Here is an 18,821-nt window from a genome sequence, read left to right on the forward strand (position 1 = left end):
TTGAACCTTTCGGTGCGGTCCCTATAACGCGGAACAATTTGGGCGCACGCCAGCGCCTGTGAATCAAAGCTGCCCGCACGTCAATCAAAGGAATATGGCCATGCCCAAAAGAACCGACATCCAGTCGATCATGATCATCGGAGCCGGTCCGATCGTCATCGGGCAGGCCTGCGAGTTTGACTACTCCGGCGCCCAGGCCTGCAAGGCGCTGCGCGAAGAAGGCTACCGGGTGATCCTGGTAAACTCCAACCCGGCCACCATCATGACCGACCCGGGCCTCGCCGACGCCACCTATATCGAGCCGATCACGCCCGAGGTTGTCGCCAAGATCATCGAGAAAGAGCGCCCCGACGCGCTGCTGCCCACCATGGGCGGGCAGACCGGCCTCAACACCTCGCTGGCGCTGGAAGAAATGGGCGTGCTGGAGAAATTCGGCGTTGAGATGATCGGCGCCAAGCGCGACGCCATCGAGATGGCCGAGGACCGCAAGCTGTTCCGCGAAGCGATGGACCGCCTCGGCATCGAGAACCCGCGCGCCACCATCGTCACCGCCCCCAAGCGCGAAAACGGCACCGCCGACCTGGAGGAAGGCGTCCGCATCGCGCTGGAAGCCCTCGATGACATCGGCCTGCCCGCGATCATCCGCCCCGCCTTCACCCTCGGCGGCACCGGCGGCGGCGTCGCCTACAACCGCGACGACTACATCCACTTCTGCCGCTCCGGCATGGATGCCTCGCCGGTGAACCAGATCCTGGTCGACGAGAGCCTTCTGGGCTGGAAAGAGTATGAGATGGAAGTGGTCCGCGACAAGGCGGACAACGCGATCATCGTCTGCTCCATCGAAAACGTCGACCCGATGGGCGTCCATACCGGCGACTCGATCACCGTTGCGCCCGCGCTGACGCTGACGGACAAAGAATACCAGATCATGCGCACCCACTCGATCAACGTGCTGCGCGAGATCGGCGTCGAGACCGGCGGCTCCAACGTGCAGTGGGCTGTGAACCCCGCCGACGGCCGCATGGTGGTGATCGAGATGAACCCGCGGGTCAGCCGCTCCTCCGCACTGGCCTCCAAGGCGACCGGCTTCCCGATTGCCAAGATCGCGGCCAAGCTGGCGGTGGGCTACACCCTGGACGAGCTGGACAACGACATCACTAAGGTGACGCCCGCATCGTTTGAGCCGACCATCGACTATGTCGTCACCAAGATCCCGAAATTCGCCTTCGAGAAATTCCCCGGCTCCGAACCCTACCTGACCACCGCGATGAAATCGGTGGGCGAGGCAATGGCCATCGGCCGCACCATCCATGAATCGCTGCAAAAGGCGCTGGCCTCGATGGAATCGGGCCTGACCGGCTTTGACGAGGTGATGATCGACGGCGTCGGCGCCGGCCCTTGGGAGCCCGCAGGCGACACCGCCGCGGTGATCAAGGCCATCGGCAAGCAGACCCCCGACCGGATGCGCACCATCGCCCAGGCGATGCGCCACGGCCTCAGCGACGACGAGATCCACGCGGTCACCAAGTTCGACCCCTGGTTCCTGGCCCGCATCCGCGAGATCGTCGAGGCCGAGGCCGGGATCCGCGAAAACGGCCTGCCATCGGACGCGGCCGGCCTGCGCGCGCTCAAGATGCTGGGCTTTACTGACGCCCGCCTGGCCAATCTGACCGGCAAAAAAGAAGCCGAGGTCCGCAAGGCCCGCCGCGGCTTGGGCGTCAACGCCGTGTTCAAGCGGATCGACACCTGCGCCGCCGAGTTCGAGGCGCAGACGCCCTATATGTACTCGACCTACGAGGCCCCGGCCTTTGGCGACGTCGAATGCGAGGCGCGCCCCTCGGACAAGAAGAAAGTCGTCATCCTCGGCGGCGGCCCCAACCGGATCGGCCAGGGCATCGAGTTCGACTACTGCTGCTGCCACGCCTGCTTTGCGCTGACCGACGCGGGCTATGAAACCATCATGATCAACTGCAACCCGGAAACGGTGTCGACCGACTATGACACCTCGGACCGGCTGTATTTCGAACCGCTGACGTTCGAGCACGTGATGGAAATCCTGCGGGTGGAGCAGGACAACGGCACCCTGCATGGCGTCATCGTGCAGTTCGGCGGCCAGACCCCGCTGAAACTGGCCAACGCGCTGGAAGAGGAAGGCATCCCGATCCTGGGCACCTCCCCCGACGCCATCGACCTGGCCGAAGACCGCGAGCGCTTCCAGGCGCTGGTCAACCAACTGGGCCTCAAGCAGCCGAAGAACGGCATCGCCTCCACCGGCGAACAGGCGATTGAAATCGCAGGCGAAATCGGCTTCCCGCTGGTGATCCGCCCGTCCTATGTTCTGGGCGGCCGGGCGATGGAAATCGTCCGCGACATGGACCAGCTCAAGCGCTACATCGCCGAGGCGGTGGTGGTCTCCGGCGACAGCCCGGTGCTCTTGGACAGCTACCTGTCCGGCGCGGTTGAGCTGGACGTCGATGCCCTTTGTGATGGCAAGGACGTGCATGTCACCGGCATCATGCAGCACATCGAGGAGGCCGGCGTGCACTCCGGCGACAGTGCCTGCTCGCTGCCGCCCTACTCGCTTGAGAAGGAGATGATCGACCAGATCAAGGTCCAGACCAACGCCCTGGCGCTGGCCTTGAACGTGGTCGGCCTGATGAACGTGCAGTTCGCGATCAAGGACGATGAGATCTACCTGATCGAGGTGAACCCGCGCGCCTCCCGCACCGTGCCGTTTGTCGCCAAGGCCACCGACAGCGCCATCGCCTCCATCGCCGCCCGCGTGATGGCCGGGGAGCCGCTGTCGAACTTCCCGCTGCGCCCGCCCTATGGCCCGGATGCCGGCTATGACGTAAATACACCGATTGCCGACCCGATGACGCTGGCGGACCCGGACATGCCCTGGTTCTCGGTCAAGGAAGCGGTGCTGCCGTTCGCCCGCTTCCCGGGCGTCGACACCATCCTCGGCCCGGAAATGCGCTCCACCGGCGAAGTCATGGGCTGGGACCGCTCCTTCGCCCGCGCCTTCCTGAAGGCGCAGATGGGCGCCGGCATGGTGCTGCCGTCCAAGGGCCGCGCCTTCATCTCGATCAAGGACGCCGACAAGGGCAAGCTGATGCTGGAAGCGGCGCAGATCCTGGTCGAGCAGGGCTTTACCCTGGTCGCCACCCGCGGCACTCAAAGCTGGCTGGAAGACCAGGGCGTCGCCTGCGAGCTGGTCAACAAGGTCTATGAGGGCCGCCCGCACGTGGTCGACATGCTGAAGGACGGCGGTGTCCAGCTGCTAATGAACACCACCGAGGGCGCCCAGGCGGTCGAGGACAGCAAGGAAATGCGCTCCGTCGCGCTTTATGACAAGATCCCCTACTTCACCACCGCTGCCGGCGCCAACGCCGCCGCGCGCGCCATCAAGGCGCAGGCCGAAGGGGACGTCGAGGTGAAGAGCCTTCAGGGCTAAGCCCCGGCGCCGGCGCACTTTTTGAACTTCTGAAAGCCCCGGCACCGCCCGGGGCTTTTTCTTTGCGCCCGCGGCCCTTACCGGCCCGGCCGTCACGCAGCCGTGTAGAGGAGTGACCGCCCCGCAAGCCGGAACCGTGCGACCCTGAACGGTACCACATGCTTCTCAGTAACAAGTTCAGGGAGACAGGTCATGACATCACGTCTGAAACTCATCGCAGGACTTCTGGCCCTCGCCCCCTTGGCCGCATTTGCCCAGGAGTGCCCGGTAGAGGGCGACCCGCTGGACCTCGGGGATGAGGCCGTCAGCGCGCTTTACGACTGCATCGAAGCCAGAATGGCCGAAGGCTACGCCGCAAACGGCGACCCGGTCGCGGCAGAATACCGTTCCTGGCAGGTGACTTCGACCCGGCCCGCCCTGGCCGGGCCGCATGGCGAACGGTTCCTGCAGACCTTCGCCAACGGTATCGCCGCAGACCAGTATCTGAAGTTCGCCAACGAGGGTGTTGAGATGCCGGCCGGATCGGTTCTGGCCAAGGAGAGCTTTGCCGTGAAGGACGGCAAGGCGGTGCCCGGCCCGCTGTTCATCATGACCAAACTAGAGGCCGGCGAAGCCCCTGACGCGGGCGATTGGCTCTATGCGGCGCTGATGCCCAACGGCAAGGACATGAAGATCCAGCAAAGCTTTTGCGCGGGCTGCCATCTGAACTGGGCGGCCCAGGACAGCCTGGCCTACCCGATGGAGGACGTGCGCCTGACCAGCCAGTGACCGCGGGGCGGGCTGACCCCAGACAAATGCAGCCCCGGCTCCCGGCCGGGGCTGTGTGGTGCTGCGGCTCAGCCAGTCAGCAGGAACGGAGCGTTTGCAGGCGCGGCGGTCAGCCCGCCTGCCGCATCAGCGTTTGCAGCGCGTGGCCCAGGGGGGCGGCCAGCGACACCCGCTTGCCGCCCAGCTCCGCCTTGGAGGAAATCACCGACACCAGCTGCGGCGCGCGGCCCGGGCGGGATTGCAGCACCGGCGAGCCGGAGGCGCCAAGGTCAACCCGGCAGGTAGTAATCAGCGACATCTGGCGGGCCACCAGCACCTGGCAGGCGGTTTGCAGCCGCGGCGAGGTGGCATTGCTGTGAGAATAAGACATCACATCGACGCGCGCGCCCCGCTCCGGCGGGGCGGCCAGTGCTAACGGGCGCACCACATCGGCGCTGATTGGGCGCTCCAGCCGCAGCACTGCAATATCGGTGCCGGTCTGGAACTGGCCGGTCCGGCCATGCTGGTAGCCTGCGTGGATAGCCACCTTGGACACCCTGCGCGACGCCTTCGACTGGCGGCCGTTCAGCCCCGCCTCGAACTGGACGCTGCGCGGGTCCACGGCCCGGCCGGTGCGGATGTCATACATGCAGTGCGCCGCGGTCAGCACCATGTCCGGCGCGATCAGGCTGGCGGTGCACATGGCCCGGCCGCCGATGTTCAGGCGGCCCACTGCCTCCCATCCCGGCACCGACTGCACCGCTCCCCGCCGCCCGTCCGCGACGGCGGCTCCGGCACTCAGCCCCATCAGCACAGCGGCGGCAATTCCTAGCAAACGTCTCATGACCAACTCCTTTTTCCCACACCGCCATGGTGGGTGAGTCCTGAGGCTGGAATGGGGCCTGCTGCGGTGCCGCGCTGGCAGAAAGATGGGCAGAATGCGACATGATTAACAAAAGATTAAGACACGCGCCGCGTGCATCCCTCACCGGCCCGGAAGCCCTTATTTTCTTAACGCTCCCGTTCGATTTTGCGAAGATTCGCCTTAAAACACTGAAAAACCCTACGGTTTTCGTTAGGAGATCACGCGGCAATTTCCCCGGTTTCCGCGCGGTTTCCGCCCCCGGCGGTAACTTCGCGGCCCGAATGCGGCACAAATGAGCCTTAACAAATGGCTAAACGCGGGCCGTGGCGCGGACTGAGTCTTTAACGGCGGGCTGCGCCGCCAAGCCGTGCAGATGCGCGCGCAATCCCGCCGGGCACGGGCAGCGGCACTTGCCGCGGTTGCAGCTGCAGGGCAAGGTTGCGGCAACCTCAACTACACCAAAGGACCCCTCTATGCGGCTCCCCCTGCTTGTCACCGCCCTGCTGTTTCTGTCCGCCTGCGATGTGCCGCTGATCCCGCTGATCTGAGACATGAAAAAGCCCCGGCAGAATTGCCGGGGCATCCTAACGCGGGCCGGATCATGAGGGCCGTATCTATACAGGCCGGACCGCCCGGTTATTTCTGCGACACCCGCTTATGCACGTCCTCAGCGCTTTCCACCCGTTCGGAGTAGCGGTCGACAAGATAGTCCTTGCGCCCCCGCACCAGCCAGGTGAACTTCACCAGCTCCTCCATCACATCCACCAGACGGCGGTAGAACGGGCCGTCGGGCAGGCGCTCGCCCTCTTCGAACTCCAGCCACGCCTTTGGGATCGAGCTTTGGTTGGGGATCGTCACCATCCGCATCCAGCGGCCCAGGATGCGCATCTGGTTGACCGCATTGAAGCTTTGCGAGCCGCCCGACACTTGCATCACCGCCAGCGTCTTGCCTTGCGTGGTGCGGATGCCGCCCTGCAAGGACAGCGGCAGCCAGTCGATCTGCAGCTTCATGATGCCGGTCATCGCGCCGTGGCGCTCCGGGCTGGACCAGACCATGCCCTCGGACCAGACCGCCAGCGCGCGCAGCTCCGCCACCTTGGGATGCTCCGCCGCGCCCGCATCGTCGGGCAGCGGCAGGCCGGAGGGGTCGAAAATCCGCGTCTCGCAGCCCAGGGCCTGCAGCACCCGCGCCGCCTCCTCCGCCGCCTTGCGGGAATAGCTCACCTCGCGCAGGGAGCCGTAAAGCAGCAGGATGCGCGGCGGGTGGCGCGGGTCGCCGGGCGCGGCCAGCGCGTCCACGTCAATCGGATGCAGCTGCCCCTCCGCGACGGCAGGCAGGCCGCTCAGATCCAAGGTGTCAGGCACTCTCTTCTTCCAGGTGCAGTTTCATATCCAGCAGAACCTGTTGCAGCAGCACGGTTTCCCGCAGCAGCCGCTTGGCCTCATTCACGGTGATGATGCCGTCCTCGATCGCCGCCTGGTATTCGCTCATCAGCTGGGCAAACCGCTGGCTCAGCGCGATCACATCCGCGTTGACCCCGCCGCTGCGGCCGGTTTCCCCGGCGCTGCCGTTGCCGTTATAGGACAGCGTGATGTTCTTCAGGTCCGCCAGCGCCGACGTCACATGCGGATAAGACGCCGCGCCTTCCAGCTTGGCCACCGCATCCACCGGCATGAACCGGTCCGCGTGTTCGGCGTTGTCAGAGTAATACCGCCCCAGCGTCGCCTTTGACTTGCCGGTGATCTGGCAGGCCGCTTCGATACCGACATCCTTGACCAGCGCTTCGGTGTGCTTCTTCAGATACGTCCCGATTTCAGCCATATACATCCTACCTGGCTTGCCCGCCGCCCCCATGGGGAACGAACCGGTTAATTTCCCATTTCTGAGTTGTAGATCAATTGCGATACCTTATCCATCCCTCAGGTTTTCAGGGATTTAGCGAGTGGCATGGTGCAATTGGCATCTGTTGTCCAGTGCAAGGCAGGATGGGTGAGTGACGTCCTGCAACCAGGGTAATTGGTCTGCCCGGAACTTGCGCCTTCCGGGGCAATTTGGCGATGGCTGCTTTTACGGGGTTTTGTTCCTCCCCGGCCATGCCAGCCCCGGGAGGCCATCCTCTGCTGATGCGCGCCTGCCGCTGCCGCGCGGTTACCTGCACGAATCCGGTTTTCCCGGCGTCCCGGTGCGGTTAAACCCGCCGCCATGGCCAAGCTCTATTTCAATTACTCCACCATGAACGCGGGCAAATCGACGGTGCTGCTGCAGGCCTCGCACAACTACCGCGAAAACCGCATGGACACCTACCTGCTGACGGCGCAGCTGGACGACCGGGCCGGCGCGGGCCGGATCGCCTCGCGCATCGGCATCGGCGAAGAGGCCGACATGTTCTCTGCCGGCGATGACCTCTATCTGCGCATCGAGCAGCGCCTGGCGCGCGGCCCGGTGGCGGCCATTTTCGTGGACGAAGCGCAGTTCCTGGAGCCGGACCAGGTCTGGCAGCTGGCCCGCGTGGTCGACGACCTGCGGGTGCCGGTGCTCGCTTACGGCCTGCGGGTCGACTTCCAGGGCAAGCTGTTTCCCGGCTCCGCCACCCTTCTGGCGCTGGCGGATGAGATGCGCGAGGTGCGCACCATCTGCCACTGCGGCAAGAAGGCCACCATGGTGGTGCGCCAGGACGGTCAGGGCCAGGTGCTGACCGAAGGCGACCAGGTGCAGATCGGCGGCAATGAGACCTATGTGTCGCTGTGCCGCCGCCACTGGCGCGAGGCCGTCGGCAGCCGCTAGCGGCGCGCCGGTTCGGAACCCGGCCTGCCCCGCCTGCGTTTTTCTCCTGTGCAACCCTTTATACAGGAGATCGTCATGACCGCACGGGATCCGCTCGCCGGCAAGCTGCGCTTTCACATGGCCAGCCTGGCAGGCGCCTGCATCGCAGGCGCCCTGATCATCGCCGCCTTCACCCTTGGCTTCTATTCCTGGCAGTCGATCGCCGTCTGCATCGCCATCGGCGCGGTTGTGGCGTGGCCTGCAGGCGTCTTTCTGACCCGCAAGATCAAGAAAGAAGACCCCGCCTGGGATCACCGCCGCGACATGCCCCGCGACGATCCCAAGGACAGCTGACCGCCCGCGTCAGACCCGGTTCGGCAGCGCCGCGCCGGCCAGGAACGCCGCGACGTTGTCCAGCGCCATATGCCCCATGTTGCTGCGCACCTCCTCGGTGGCGGTGCCCAGATGCGGCAGCAGGGTGGCGTTGTCCAAATCGATCAGCGCCTGCGGCACCTTCGGCTCGAACTCATAGACATCCAGGCCCGCGCCGCCGATGCGGCGGTTCTGCAGCGCGTCGATCAGCGCCGCCTCTTCCACCACTTCGCCGCGGGCAATGTTGATCAGATGCGCATGGGGCTGCATTGCGCCCAAAACCTCGGCGTTGATCAGGTGACGGGTCTCAGGCCCGCCCGGCACCGCCACCACCAGGAAATCCACCTGCCCCGCCATTGCCATCAGGCTCTCAGCCCGGTCCGCCGGAAAATCAAGATCCTTGGGTGAACGCGCCACATAAGACACATCCATGCCAAAGCCATAGTGGCAGCGCCGCGCAATCGCCTGGCCGATCCGGCCCATGCCGGCGATGCCAACCCGCTTGCCGGTGGCGTGCAGCCCCAGCATCTGGGTCGGGTGCCAGCCTTCCCACGCGCCCTTGCGCAGCATCCGCTCGCCTTCCGAGGCGCGGCGCGCCGACATCAGGATCAGCGTCATGGCGATATCGGCGGTGGCATCGGTCACCGCACCCGGCGTGTTGGTCACCTCGACACCAGCGGCCCGCGCGGCCTCCACGTCGATATGGTTGTAGCCGACCCCGAAGTTGGCCAGCAGCTTGCAACGGGGCGTGCCCGCCTTGGCAAAAATCTCTGCCGTGAACTTGTCGCCCAGCGTCGGCACCACGATGTCGAACTCCTTGAGCGCGCGCAGCATCTCCGCCTCGCTCATCACCGCGTTGGTTTCACGGATCTCCAGACCGGCAAAGGCCTCCCGCGCCCGTGCCGTGACCGCGGCCGTCATCGGCCGCGCAATCCAGATTTTCATCTCAATGCATCCTCCCGCCCAGCGGGACCTTTCCGTCGGGACCCGCCAGGTAAATTTCTCCATCCTCATCCGGCAGGCCCAGAACCAGGATCTCTGACATGAACCTGCCGATCTGCCGCGGCGGGAAGTTTACGACGGCCAGAACCTGCTTGCCCACCAGCGTTTCCGGCATGTAATGCGCCGTAATCTGCGCTGAGCTCTTTTTTACGCCGATTTCGCCCCCGAAATCGACCCACAGCTTGATTGCCGGCTTGCGGGCCTCGGGAAACGGCTCCGCACGGACCACCTCGCCGACGCGGATGTCGACCTTCATGAAGTCATCGAAGTTGATTTCAGCCACGCGACAGCTCCCTGGACCGCTCCGTTGCCGCCGCAACCGCGCGCTTCAGCAAGGCCGGGAAGCCGTTCTGCTCATCCATCAGCACCTCCAGCGCGGCCTGCGTGGTGCCATTTGGGCTGGTCACGTTGATGCGCAGCTGGCCGGGGCTGTCCTCTGCCGCCTCCGCCAGCGCGCCGGCGCCTGCGACGGTGGCCTTGGCCAGCTGCATGGCCAGCTCCGCTGGCAGGCCCTGCGCCTCGCCGGCCGCGGCCAGCGTCTCGATCAGGTGGAACACATATGCGGGGCCAGAGCCGCTGACGCCGGTCACCGCGTCCATCTGGCCCTCGTTCTCCAGCCGCACGGTCTGCCCGACGGCTTGCAGCAGCCCCTCGGCCCGCTCCAGATCCTTGGGCGCGGCATGGGCGTTTCCGATAATCGCGGTGATCCCGCGGCCCACCGCCGCCGGCGTGTTGGGCATCGCCCGCACGATCGGCGTCTGCGCCCCCAGAATGTCCTGATACGTCGCAATCGAGGTTCCCGCCGCCACCGAAATGAACAGCGTCTGACCGTTGCCGTAGCTTTGCAGCACCGGCAGCGCCTCGCCCATCATCTGCGGCTTCACCGCGATCAGCACGATGCCCGGCGCCTTGGGCAGCTCGGCATTCAGGCGGACGCCGGTTCCCTTGAGCCAGTCCGAGGGGTTGGGATCAATCACCCAGACCGAGGCAGCGGGCAATCCGCCCTCCAGCCATCCGGCCAGCATCGCCGATCCCATCTTGCCGCAGCCCAGCAGCACCAGACCGCGCGCAGCGATTTCCTGCATATCCATCGTAAGCCCCTCCCCTAAATCTCAGGTTCAGGGAAAGGTTTACGCCCGCCCGTAAGCCTCTGCAATGGCGACCTGCATCGCCTCCTGCGGGCTGCGCTTGCCCCAGACTGCCAGCTGGATCGCCGGATAGTAGCGCTCCGCATTGGCCACCGCGGCATTCAGCATCGCGTCGATCTGCTGCGGGCTGGCCATCTGGCCGCCGGACAGCATCAGGCCATAGCGGAACAGCATCAGCTTGTGATCGGCCCAATAGGTGAAGGAGCCTTCCCAGCACTGGTCGTTCATCTGGTTGATCAGCTCATAGAGCCGCGGCAGTTCGGCCTCCGGCGGCTCCATCTCAAAGCTGCACACCAGCCGCAGGCATTCCTCATAGCCCGACCAGGCCAGCGTCAGCGAATAGGTGCGCCACTGCCCTTCCACCGACATCGCGATCTGATCGTCCCCGACCCGGTCAAAGTCCCAGTCGTGGTGCGACGCCAGGGTCTCGACGATGTCGATGGGATGGATGTCTTCTTCCAGGTGAAGCTCGGATAGTGCCATGATGCCACCTCTCTTTTTGCCTAGCACATCAGGGCACATAGGCACCCTATAGCTAGGTTTTTGTGCTATGGGCCGGGGAGGCATCCCCGCTCCCATACTAGATATGGTGGAGCTGAAAAGGTGATCTGGCAACCCTTTATTTAGGGGATAACTGCAATAACTTGTGGATGAACAATCCACAGCCCCCTAAATGCCGGCTGCGCGACTATGTAACGGGTGGCTGCAAAGGTAAAGCCCGGACAGCCGTCCGGGCCCTGTATTTTGTGCCCAGTTTTGCACCTTGCGAATTGTCGGTTCAGGGTCGGCGCGACACCTGCGGATCCATCGCGTCAAAGGAGACCGGCCAGAATTCCGACAGGAACCCGGCGGCCTCCTGCTCAGAGGCCTCCGAGCGGTTGCCCGCGCGGTCATAGGCCCGGCCAAGCGTATAGCGCAGCGCGGTCCCGTCCCCGTCCGGCGTCAGGTGGTAGGTCTCGGGCAGCTCAACGCCCTCCCGTGCCGGGTCCTTGATCCGGGTTGAGAAATAGTCGAAGGGCTGCCAGTCCGTGATCCTGTAGACAAACTCCGCCAGCGAATGGGCACAGTGGTAGACCGATCCCGGCCCCAGGCGGCCCTGCGGGTTATCCATGTCAATGGCGCTGACGCTGTCCATCCACCGCAGCTTGAACTCCGGCGCGGTCAGTGCTTCCCAGACCAGTTGCGGCGCTGCGTCGAACCGGCGCCGGTAGGTCCAGACCGCATCGGCCTCCTCTAGGAAATCCCGCTCCTGCCCGGCGCGGAAGTGCTCCCAGGCACGGGCCAAGTCATAGACCTGCATGGAGACATCGCCGAAATGCTCGATCGCCTGGGAATAAGGCGCCATCGCCGCCTGCAGCTGCATTGCCTGCACCGCCGCATCGCTGAACAGCGCATAGCTGCGCACGCCGGTTTCCGCCGCGGCCGCCGTCTTTGTCATCCGGTGGACCAGGATCACATCGGCGCCGGACAGGTCCCTGACAGGCCCCACCTGCATTTCCTCAAAGGTGCCGTAATGGACAATCACCTTCAGATCCAGCCCGCCCGCATTGGCGCAGGCGCGGCAGGGGCATGTGGTATTGGCCACGATATCCTGCCGCCGGGCGGCAAAGGCGTTATAGAGGTTCTCGCAAAACGTCAGCAGCAGATCGCCGGAGACCAGCTCGGCCCGGGTCGAATAGGCCAGCACCGCGTCGCCCTCCAGCTTCCAGAAGTGCAGCGGCTCGCCGACCTGCTCCGCCACCGCCTGCAGCAGCGACTGCAGGATCGGGTTGGCGTGGTCCAGCTCCGAGGACGTCAGAAACTGCGTGTACCCGGAAATATCCGCAATCAGCAGATAGCCGCTTTGTGCCGTCATCGTACCTGTCCCCCGCCAAACACACCCGCGCGCCGCACGGCGGCGCGGGTTCAGTATAGCAGAACACACCGCAGTTTGCGCATGAATGCCCCCGCGCGCCAAAGCGCGCGGAACAGGCCGGCCGAAGGCTCAGCGGAAGGCGGGCCCGTGCGCCCAGACGGTCAGCGACCGGCGCGTGCCGCGGGTGACCGGCGTCACCTGATGCAGCAGAAAGCTCGGAAACACCGTGGCGCTGCCCAGCACCCGGCTGGCGGTGACCACATGGGCGCCCGGCATGATCTCCAGATCGCCGCCGTCATAGGATCCCGGCTTGCTCAGCTGCACCACCAGCGTCAGCTTGCGCTTGCCCGCCACCGGCCCGTCGCCGATGTCGGAATGCCAGGTGAAATGGCCGTTGTCCCGGTCCTTGTAGCTGGCAGCCTGCGGGCTTTCGGCAAACTCGCGCAGGTCAAAGTTGAACTGCTCCCGGTTGGCCCGCCGCACCAGGGTGATCAGCCGTTCCATCACCCAGCCGGTGCCCGGCACATCGTCCAGCCACACCACGCTGGCCCGGCGCAGGTTGTGATCGCGGGTCTGGCCCACCAGCCGCGCCTCGCTGTCCGGCTCCGCCTCCACCTTCCGCAAAATCTCCGCGCACTCCTGCGTGCTGAACGCACTGGGCACCGAATAGACCGCAACCATGCCACACTCCTTTTCAAGCAGCACAGGCAGCATGTACCGGACCGCACCGCCGGCGCTGGACGGTTTTCGACCCGGCGGGCGGAAAGCGACGCGAAAATTTGCACGCCAGCCATGCACAGAACGCAAAGCAAAGCCCGCCGCAGCAGCCGCTGCGGCGGGCCTGTCATCATCGCGGCGCCTGCGCCCGCGGGCCGCCGGCCCGCGCCGGAAAGGCTCAGGCCTTTCCTTTTGCCTCCAGCGCGTCCAGCCGCGCCTTCAGCGCCTCGTTTTCCTCGCGCGCCTTCTGGGCCATTGCGCGCACCGCGTCGAATTCCTCGCGGGTGACAAAGTCACGGTCGGCCAGCCAGCGGTCGATCATGCTTTTCATCGCGGTCTCGGCTTCGTCCTTGGCGCCCTGGGCCACGCCCATCGCATTGGTCATCAGCTGCGAAATATCGTCCAGGATCTTGTTGCGGGTCTGCATGTTCTTCTCCGTCTCAAGGTTGTCCCCTATATGGGCAAGCAAAGCCGCGGCGGCAAGCCGTTGACTTCCCATAACCCGCAAAGGCATTCAGTCGCACATGCAGGCCTTGATCCAATTCCCCGACCTTTCGCCCGAGATTTTCTCAATCGCCATCGGCAGCTTCGAATTTGCCCTGCGCTGGTACGCGCTGGCCTATATCGCCGGCATCGTCATTGCCTGGCGCCTGGCGGTGGCCGCGCTGCGCCGCCCCGGCTTATGGCCCGCCAGCCAGCCGCCGATGCGCCCCGAGCAGGTCGAGGACCTGCTGACCTGGATCATCCTCGGCGTGATCCTGGGCGGGCGCCTGGGGTTTGTGCTGTTCTACCAGCCGGCCTATTACCTGGCGAACCCCGCCGAGATCCTGAAGATCTGGCAGGGCGGCATGGCCTTTCACGGCGGGCTGATCGGCGTGGTGGTGGCCACCCTGATCTTTGCCGCGCGCCACAATATCCCGAAACTGCAGATCTCCGATCTGGTCGCGCACACGGTGCCGCCGGGGCTGCTCCTGGGGCGGCTGGCCAACTTCGTCAACGCCGAGCTGTGGGGCCGCCCGACGGAGCTGCCCTGGGGTGTCGCCTTTCCCGGCCCCGCCGCACAGGACTGCGGCCAGGCGCTGGGAGAGCTCTGCGCCCGCCATCCCTCGCAGCTCTATGAGGCGCTGATGGAGGGGCTGATCCTTGGCGCGGTGCTGCTGTACCTCGCCTGGCGGCGGGGGGCCTTCCACACCCCGGGCCGCCTCTTGGGGGTGTTCCTGGCGGGCTATGGCCTCGCCCGCTTCCTGGTCGAATTCGTCCGCCAGCCGGATGCCCAGTTCGTCACCCCCGGCAACCCGCTGGGGCTGGCCTGGCACATCGACGGCATCGGGCTGACACAGGGACAGGCGCTGTCGCTGCCGATGATCGCGATCGGCCTCTACTTCCTGATCCGCGCCCGCCACGCCGCCCGGAGCCCGGCATGAGCCTGATGGATCACCTTGCTGCCCGCATCCTGGCGGATGGCCCGATGTCCGTCGCGGAGTACATGGCCGACTGCCTGCTGCACCCGCAGTACGGCTATTACACCACCCGCGACCCGCTGGGCGCGCAGGGCGATTTCACCACCGCGCCGGAAATCAGCCAGATGTTCGGCGAGCTGCTGGGCCTCGCCCTGGCGCAGGCCTGGCTGGATCAGGGATCGCCGGCACCTTTCACCCTGGCAGAACTTGGCCCGGGACGCGGCACCCTGATGGCCGACCTCCTGCGCGCCACCCGCGCCGTGCCCGGCTTCCACGCCGCGATGCAGATCCATCTGGTCGAGGCGTCCCCCGCCCTGCGCAGCGTGCAGGCCAAAACGCTGGAGAGCTACGCGCCTGAATGGCTGGACACGGCGAACGCCCTGCCCGACCAGCCGCTGTTCCTGGTGGCAAATGAGTTCTTCGACGCCCTGCCCGTCCGCCAGTTCCTGCGCGCAGGGGATGGCTGGAGCGAAAGGCGCATCGGCCTCAAGGACGGCGCGCTTTGCTTCGGCCTGACCCCGGCGGCGGCGCAGCCCGCGCTGGCGCACAGGCTGGCAGACACCCGCGACGGCGATCTGGTTGAGCTGTGCGAGCCCGCCGCCCCCGTTACCCAGTGCATCGCCGCCCGAATCGCTGCCCATGGCGGCGCCGCGCTGATCGTGGATTACGGCGACTGGCGGGCGCTGGGGGACACTTTGCAGGCCCTGCGGGCGCATGAACCCGCCGATCCGCTGCAAACGCCGGGAGAGGCCGATCTGACGGCCCATGTGGATTTCGAGGCGCTGGCAATGGCCGCAAAAACCGCAGGTTGCGCCTTCACCCGCCTTACGCCCCAAGGGGTATTCCTCGAACGGCTCGGCATCACCGACCGCGCCCGCGCCCTGGCAGCGCCGCTGCAGGGCGACGGTCTGGAAACCCTGATCGCCGCACATCGGCGGTTGACGCACCCGGAGGAAATGGGAAACCTGTTCAAAGTCCTCGGCCTCTACCCCTCACAGGCCGCCCCACCGCCGGGATTGAACATATGACGCTTGAAATTCTGACGTCCGATCTGCTTGGCCCGGTGCGGCACGGGTTTTTCACCCGCAGGGGCGGTGCGTCCTCGGGCATCTACCACGGCCTGAACTGCGGCCTCGGCTCCACCGACCAGCGCGAGGCGGTGCGGATCAACCGCACCCGGGTGGCCGCCGCGATGGAGGTGCCGCCGGAGAATTTGAGCGCGGTGCACCAGGTCCACAGCGCCGATGTCGCCGTCATCACCGAACCTTCGCAGGACCGCCCGCAGGCCGATGCGATGGTCACCAACGTGCCGGGGCTGGCGCTGTCGATCCTGACCGCCGACTGCCAGCCGGTGCTGTTTTCCGACCCCGAAGCGGGCGTCATCGGCGCCGCTCATGCGGGCTGGCGCGGCACCCTGGACGGGGTGCTGGAAGCCACCCTGGAAGCCATGGAGGGCCTTGGCGCGCGGCGCGAAAACACCGCTGCTGTGATCGGCCCGACGATCTCTCAGCGCGCCTATGAAGTGGGGCCGGAGTTCTTTGAGGACTTCATGATGCAGGACGAGCGCTACGCCCGCTTCTTTGCCAGCGGCGAGGGCGGCCGCTACCTGTTCGACCTGCCGGGCCTCGGCCTGCACAAACTGCGCGAGGCCGGCGCCGGCGCCGCGGAATGGACCCGCCACTGCACCTATTCGGATCCGGAGAAATTCTTCTCCTACCGGCGGGCGACCCACGCGAAAGAGGCCGACTACGGCCGCCTGATCTCCTGCATCCGGCTTTAACAGCGCGTTAACCCTGCAGATTGCGGCGGATTTTCTGAAATTTTGCCGCATTTGCCGCCGCCCGCTGCGCCACCCTCCCCTGCCCGGCGGAATTTTCTGAACGAATTCAGCTGCCTGCCCCGTATACCCGCCCCGCCCTCCTGTCCCTGGCGCGGGCCCGGCGGCGGCAAAATTGCCCCGCGCAGGCCTTAATTGCGGCGCAATGATTACCCATAAAGAGATCACAAAAATAACCAGCTGCCGTCCCGCAGAGGGCCGGTGCTGCCGGGCGAAGGACAGACAGACCATGAAAATGAACAAGCGTTTCATTGCTTCCATCATCCGCGCCGCCAAGAGCGGGACCGCGGACCTGCCCTGGGCCGCCGCACGCCAGCCTGACCGCCAGGCGTCCAAGCGGAAACTGGTTTAACGCCGGGGACGGGTGCCCTGGCGGCGGACCGGACTGGCGCAGCCGCGCCAGCCCAAGTCCGCCGCCGGGGCACCCAGCCCGCCGGGCAAACCCCGGGACAGGCGTGATGCGCCCTCCGCCGAATCGCCCCGTCTCCGCCCCGCCCGGCCGTTAACCAGTTCACTTCAGATTTTTTGACAATTCGAATTGAATCCCTCCACACTCAGTCACACATATCGTTCAAGCGCGTCTGTGTTGCCGGTGGGGGCCGATGCAAACGGGCAGTTTGAAAGGAAAGGTCCGGTTATGACCATCCCCTACTCGCTGCAGCGGGCTGCAGCCAATGCCGTCGAAGCCACCTCTATCCTGCAGGACCCGGCGGTTCTGCGCGCCGCCAACAAGCCGCAATTGCGCCGCTACGAGGTCAGCAGCCTGCTGCCCGGCGGCGCCATCTCGGAAACCCGCCACATCGCCCCGGCGCTGCCGCTGTTCGAGGACGCCTTCTGCGCGTTCTCCCGCGGCTCGCTGGTGGAAACCGCCAGCGGCCCGGTCGCGGTCGAGGATCTGCTGCCCGGCGATGAAATCCTGACCAGCGGCGGCGGCAGCCAGCCGCTGGTGTGGATCGGCCGTACCAGCCTGCTGCCGGCCCGGCCCGGCAGCCGCGGCCGCAGCCACCGGCTCACCAGCTTCATGGCCGACAGCCTGGGCCTGCAAAAACCGTCCGCCAGCCTGGTGGCCGGCCCTGCCGCCCGGCTGCTGCGCACGCCGCCGCACCTGCAGGGCAGCGGCAAAGGCCCGCTGCTGACTCCCGCGGCCGCGTTTCAGGACGGGATGAGCATCTTTGAAACCGCGCCGCCGACGCCGGTGGACATGTACCACCTGTGCCTGCCGCGCCATGCGGTGATCAATGCCGGCGGGCTGGAGTTTGAAACCTATCACCCCGGCCCGGACGCGCTGAAGCTCGCCAGCTATGCCATCAAGACGCTGTTTTTGAACATGTTCTCCCACGCCGACAGCGTCAGGGACTTTGGCCCGCTGGCCTATCCCCGCGCCGACGGCCAGGGCGGCAGCGCCGGCGGCCCGCTGCTGTGATCTCCCTGCCGGCGGCCTGTCCGCCGCCGGCACAGGGGCTGCGGGTCAGTTCATGCCGCGCACATAGCGCACCAGCTGGCTGGCATTGAACTGCTCTTCGTCAATGATGCTTTTCATCAGGTCGCCGATCGAGACGATCCCCGCCAGCTCGCCGTCCTTCAGCACCGGCAGATGGCGGACATGCTTTTCCACCATCACCGCCATGCAGGCCTCGGCGCTCTGCCCCGGCTCGACGCCATAGAAATCCGTCGCCATCACATCGGCAAGCGGCGTCGTCGGAGAGGTCTTGCCCGCCAGAAACACCTTGCGGGTATAGTGCCGCTCGGTGAAAATCCCGGCCAGCTTGCCGCCGGACATCACCAGCACGGAGCCCACGTCCTCCTCCGCCATCAGCTTCAAGGCGTCGACCACCATGGCCTCCGTCGGAAGCGTGTGCAGGGTGCCGCCCTTCGCATCGAGAATTTGCTGAACAGTTGCCATCGTTACACCTCCAGTCGGCGGAACAACGACCGGGTCAAACCGATCAACCGGCATGCCCCGCCTTACCAGCATCCGGGGTTTCCCCCTCGCGTCAATGACTTGGATCAAGTGGCCCCGGCACCGCCCCGCAAAAGGGCCGCCGCCGGCACGCGCCGGGCGGCTCCGGCTCAGGCCTCGCGGGCCAGCCGCTCCTCCAGCACCTCAAACGGCACGCCCGGCTCATCCTTGGCGCCGCGGATCACCAGCGAGGTCTTGACGCTGGCCACATTCGGCGTGGTCAGCAGCTCGCCGGTCAGGAAGCTTTGAAAGGTGCTCAGATCCGGCGACACGCATTTCAGGATGAAATCCACCTCGCCGTTCAGCATGTGGCACTCGCGCACCAGGGGCCAGCTGCGGCACTTCTCTTCAAAGGCGCTCAGCTCCACTTCGGCCTGGCTCTCCAGCCCGACCATGGCAAAGACCTGCACCTCGAAGCCTAGCTCGCGGGCGTTCACATCTGCATGATAGCCGTGAATCAGCCCGGCCTCCTCCAGCGCCCGCACCCGGCGCAGACAGGGCGGTGCCGAGATGCCGACCCGCTTGGCCAGCTCCACGTTGGTCATCCGCCCATCGGCCTGAAGCTCCGACAAAATCTTGCGATCAATCGGATCTAGACGGGTTGTGACCATGCGGGAAACTCCTGTGAACTTTGCGT

Annotated in this window: 21 protein-coding genes; 9 read left to right on the forward strand and 12 right to left on the reverse strand. The window is 65.8% G+C overall.

Going from position 1 to position 18,821, the window contains the following annotated elements; genetic code table 11:
* Positions 1-100 precede the first annotated feature (100 nt).
* Both carB and R2C4_RS12355 read left to right on the forward strand, forming a co-directional pair.
* The gene (carB, locus tag R2C4_RS12350; RefSeq protein ID WP_141890863.1) at positions 101-3,457 is read left to right on the forward strand and encodes a carbamoyl-phosphate synthase large subunit; all 3,357 of its coding nucleotides are present in this window, start codon (positions 101-103) and stop codon (positions 3,455-3,457) included.
* 192 nt (positions 3,458-3,649) lie between these two features.
* Positions 3,650-4,225, forward strand: a complete 576-nt coding sequence (locus R2C4_RS12355) for a cytochrome P460 family protein (protein ID WP_141890864.1) — start codon at positions 3,650-3,652, stop codon at positions 4,223-4,225.
* 109 nt (positions 4,226-4,334) lie between these two features.
* Here the strand turns inward: R2C4_RS12355 and R2C4_RS12360 are convergent, their stop codons facing one another.
* The 3 genes from R2C4_RS12360 to R2C4_RS12370 all read right to left on the reverse strand — a co-directional run bounded on the left by R2C4_RS12360 (position 4,335) and on the right by R2C4_RS12370 (position 6,891).
* Positions 4,335-5,048: a trypsin-like serine peptidase gene (locus R2C4_RS12360; RefSeq protein ID WP_058285986.1), complete on the reverse strand. Its 714-nt coding sequence runs from the start codon at positions 5,046-5,048 to the stop codon at positions 4,335-4,337.
* A 657-nt stretch (positions 5,049-5,705) separates the two neighbouring features.
* Complete coding sequence (arsH, locus tag R2C4_RS12365; RefSeq protein ID WP_141890865.1) at positions 5,706-6,434, reverse strand: arsenical resistance protein ArsH; 729 nt, start codon at positions 6,432-6,434, stop codon at positions 5,706-5,708.
* Positions 6,427-6,891 carry a hypothetical protein gene (locus R2C4_RS12370; RefSeq protein WP_027244425.1) on the reverse strand — a complete coding sequence of 155 codons (465 nt, stop codon included), beginning with the start codon at positions 6,889-6,891 and terminating at the stop codon, positions 6,427-6,429. Before R2C4_RS12370 ends, arsH begins: the two co-directional genes overlap by 8 nt.
* A gap of 381 nt (positions 6,892-7,272) precedes the next feature.
* Here R2C4_RS12370 and R2C4_RS12375 point away from each other — a divergent pair, with 381 nt between their 5' ends.
* Both R2C4_RS12375 and R2C4_RS12380 read left to right on the forward strand, forming a co-directional pair.
* Entirely contained in the window at positions 7,273-7,854 is a 582-nt protein-coding gene (locus R2C4_RS12375) for a thymidine kinase (RefSeq protein WP_141890866.1), read from the forward strand.
* Positions 7,855-7,929: 75 nt separating this feature from the next.
* Positions 7,930-8,187, forward strand: coding sequence for a hypothetical protein (locus tag R2C4_RS12380; protein ID WP_141890867.1), 258 nt, complete (start codon positions 7,930-7,932; stop codon positions 8,185-8,187).
* A gap of 9 nt (positions 8,188-8,196) precedes the next feature.
* Here the strand turns inward: R2C4_RS12380 and R2C4_RS12385 are convergent, their stop codons facing one another.
* The 7 genes from R2C4_RS12385 to R2C4_RS12415 all read right to left on the reverse strand — a co-directional run bounded on the left by R2C4_RS12385 (position 8,197) and on the right by R2C4_RS12415 (position 13,354).
* A complete protein-coding gene (locus R2C4_RS12385) occupies positions 8,197-9,150 on the reverse strand; it encodes a 2-hydroxyacid dehydrogenase (protein WP_141890868.1) in 954 nt (317 codons plus the stop codon).
* A gap of 1 nt (position 9,151) precedes the next feature.
* Positions 9,152-9,490, reverse strand: coding sequence for a tRNA-binding protein (locus R2C4_RS12390; protein WP_141890869.1), 339 nt, complete (start codon positions 9,488-9,490; stop codon positions 9,152-9,154).
* Positions 9,483-10,298, reverse strand: a complete 816-nt coding sequence (proC, locus tag R2C4_RS12395; protein WP_141890870.1) for a pyrroline-5-carboxylate reductase — start codon at positions 10,296-10,298, stop codon at positions 9,483-9,485. Before proC ends, R2C4_RS12390 begins: the two co-directional genes overlap by 8 nt.
* 39 nt (positions 10,299-10,337) lie before the next feature.
* Entirely contained in the window at positions 10,338-10,838 is a 501-nt protein-coding gene (locus R2C4_RS12400) for a type III secretion system chaperone family protein (RefSeq protein WP_027234835.1), read from the reverse strand.
* Positions 10,839-11,133: 295 nt separating this feature from the next.
* Positions 11,134-12,210 carry a DUF2652 domain-containing protein gene (locus R2C4_RS12405; RefSeq protein ID WP_141890871.1) on the reverse strand — a complete coding sequence of 359 codons (1,077 nt, stop codon included), beginning with the start codon at positions 12,208-12,210 and terminating at the stop codon, positions 11,134-11,136.
* Positions 12,211-12,339: 129 nt separating this feature from the next.
* Positions 12,340-12,891: a 2OG-Fe(II) oxygenase gene (locus R2C4_RS12410; RefSeq protein ID WP_058285994.1), complete on the reverse strand. Its 552-nt coding sequence runs from the start codon at positions 12,889-12,891 to the stop codon at positions 12,340-12,342.
* A gap of 214 nt (positions 12,892-13,105) precedes the next feature.
* Positions 13,106-13,354, reverse strand: a complete 249-nt coding sequence (locus R2C4_RS12415; RefSeq protein ID WP_141890872.1) for an accessory factor UbiK family protein — start codon at positions 13,352-13,354, stop codon at positions 13,106-13,108.
* Positions 13,355-13,451: 97 nt separating this feature from the next.
* On the opposite strand from R2C4_RS12415, the gene lgt reads away from it, so the two are divergent.
* The 5 genes from lgt (at position 13,452) to R2C4_RS12435 (ending at position 17,647) form a co-directional block, all read left to right on the forward strand.
* Positions 13,452-14,351, forward strand: a complete 900-nt coding sequence (lgt, locus tag R2C4_RS12420; RefSeq protein WP_141890873.1) for a prolipoprotein diacylglyceryl transferase — start codon at positions 13,452-13,454, stop codon at positions 14,349-14,351.
* Positions 14,348-15,415, forward strand: coding sequence for a class I SAM-dependent methyltransferase (locus tag R2C4_RS12425; protein ID WP_141890874.1), 1,068 nt, complete (start codon positions 14,348-14,350; stop codon positions 15,413-15,415). Before lgt ends, R2C4_RS12425 begins: the two co-directional genes overlap by 4 nt.
* On the forward strand, positions 15,412-16,167 hold the full coding sequence (pgeF, locus tag R2C4_RS12430; RefSeq protein ID WP_058285998.1) for a peptidoglycan editing factor PgeF: 756 nt from the start codon (positions 15,412-15,414) through the stop codon (positions 16,165-16,167). The genes R2C4_RS12425 and pgeF overlap by 4 nt, the downstream gene beginning before the upstream one ends.
* Positions 16,168-16,453: 286 nt before the next feature.
* Positions 16,454-16,576 carry a hypothetical protein gene (locus R2C4_RS21475; RefSeq protein ID WP_259944605.1) on the forward strand — a complete coding sequence of 41 codons (123 nt, stop codon included), beginning with the start codon at positions 16,454-16,456 and terminating at the stop codon, positions 16,574-16,576.
* Between the two features lie 285 nt (positions 16,577-16,861).
* Positions 16,862-17,647, forward strand: a complete 786-nt coding sequence (locus R2C4_RS12435; protein WP_141890875.1) for a Hint domain-containing protein — start codon at positions 16,862-16,864, stop codon at positions 17,645-17,647.
* Positions 17,648-17,692: 45 nt separating this feature from the next.
* On the opposite strand, the gene R2C4_RS12440 is transcribed toward R2C4_RS12435, so the two are convergent.
* On the reverse strand, positions 17,693-18,127 hold the full coding sequence (locus tag R2C4_RS12440) for a CBS domain-containing protein (RefSeq protein WP_058286000.1): 435 nt from the start codon (positions 18,125-18,127) through the stop codon (positions 17,693-17,695).
* A gap of 167 nt (positions 18,128-18,294) precedes the next feature.
* Entirely contained in the window at positions 18,295-18,795 is a 501-nt protein-coding gene (locus R2C4_RS12445) for an Lrp/AsnC family transcriptional regulator (RefSeq protein WP_058286001.1), read from the reverse strand.
* Positions 18,796-18,821: the final 26 nt, after the last annotated feature.

Origin of the sequence: Leisingera aquaemixtae (assembly GCF_006740765.1) — a bacterium.
GTDB classification, from domain to species: domain Bacteria; phylum Pseudomonadota; class Alphaproteobacteria; order Rhodobacterales; family Rhodobacteraceae; genus Leisingera; species Leisingera aquaemixtae.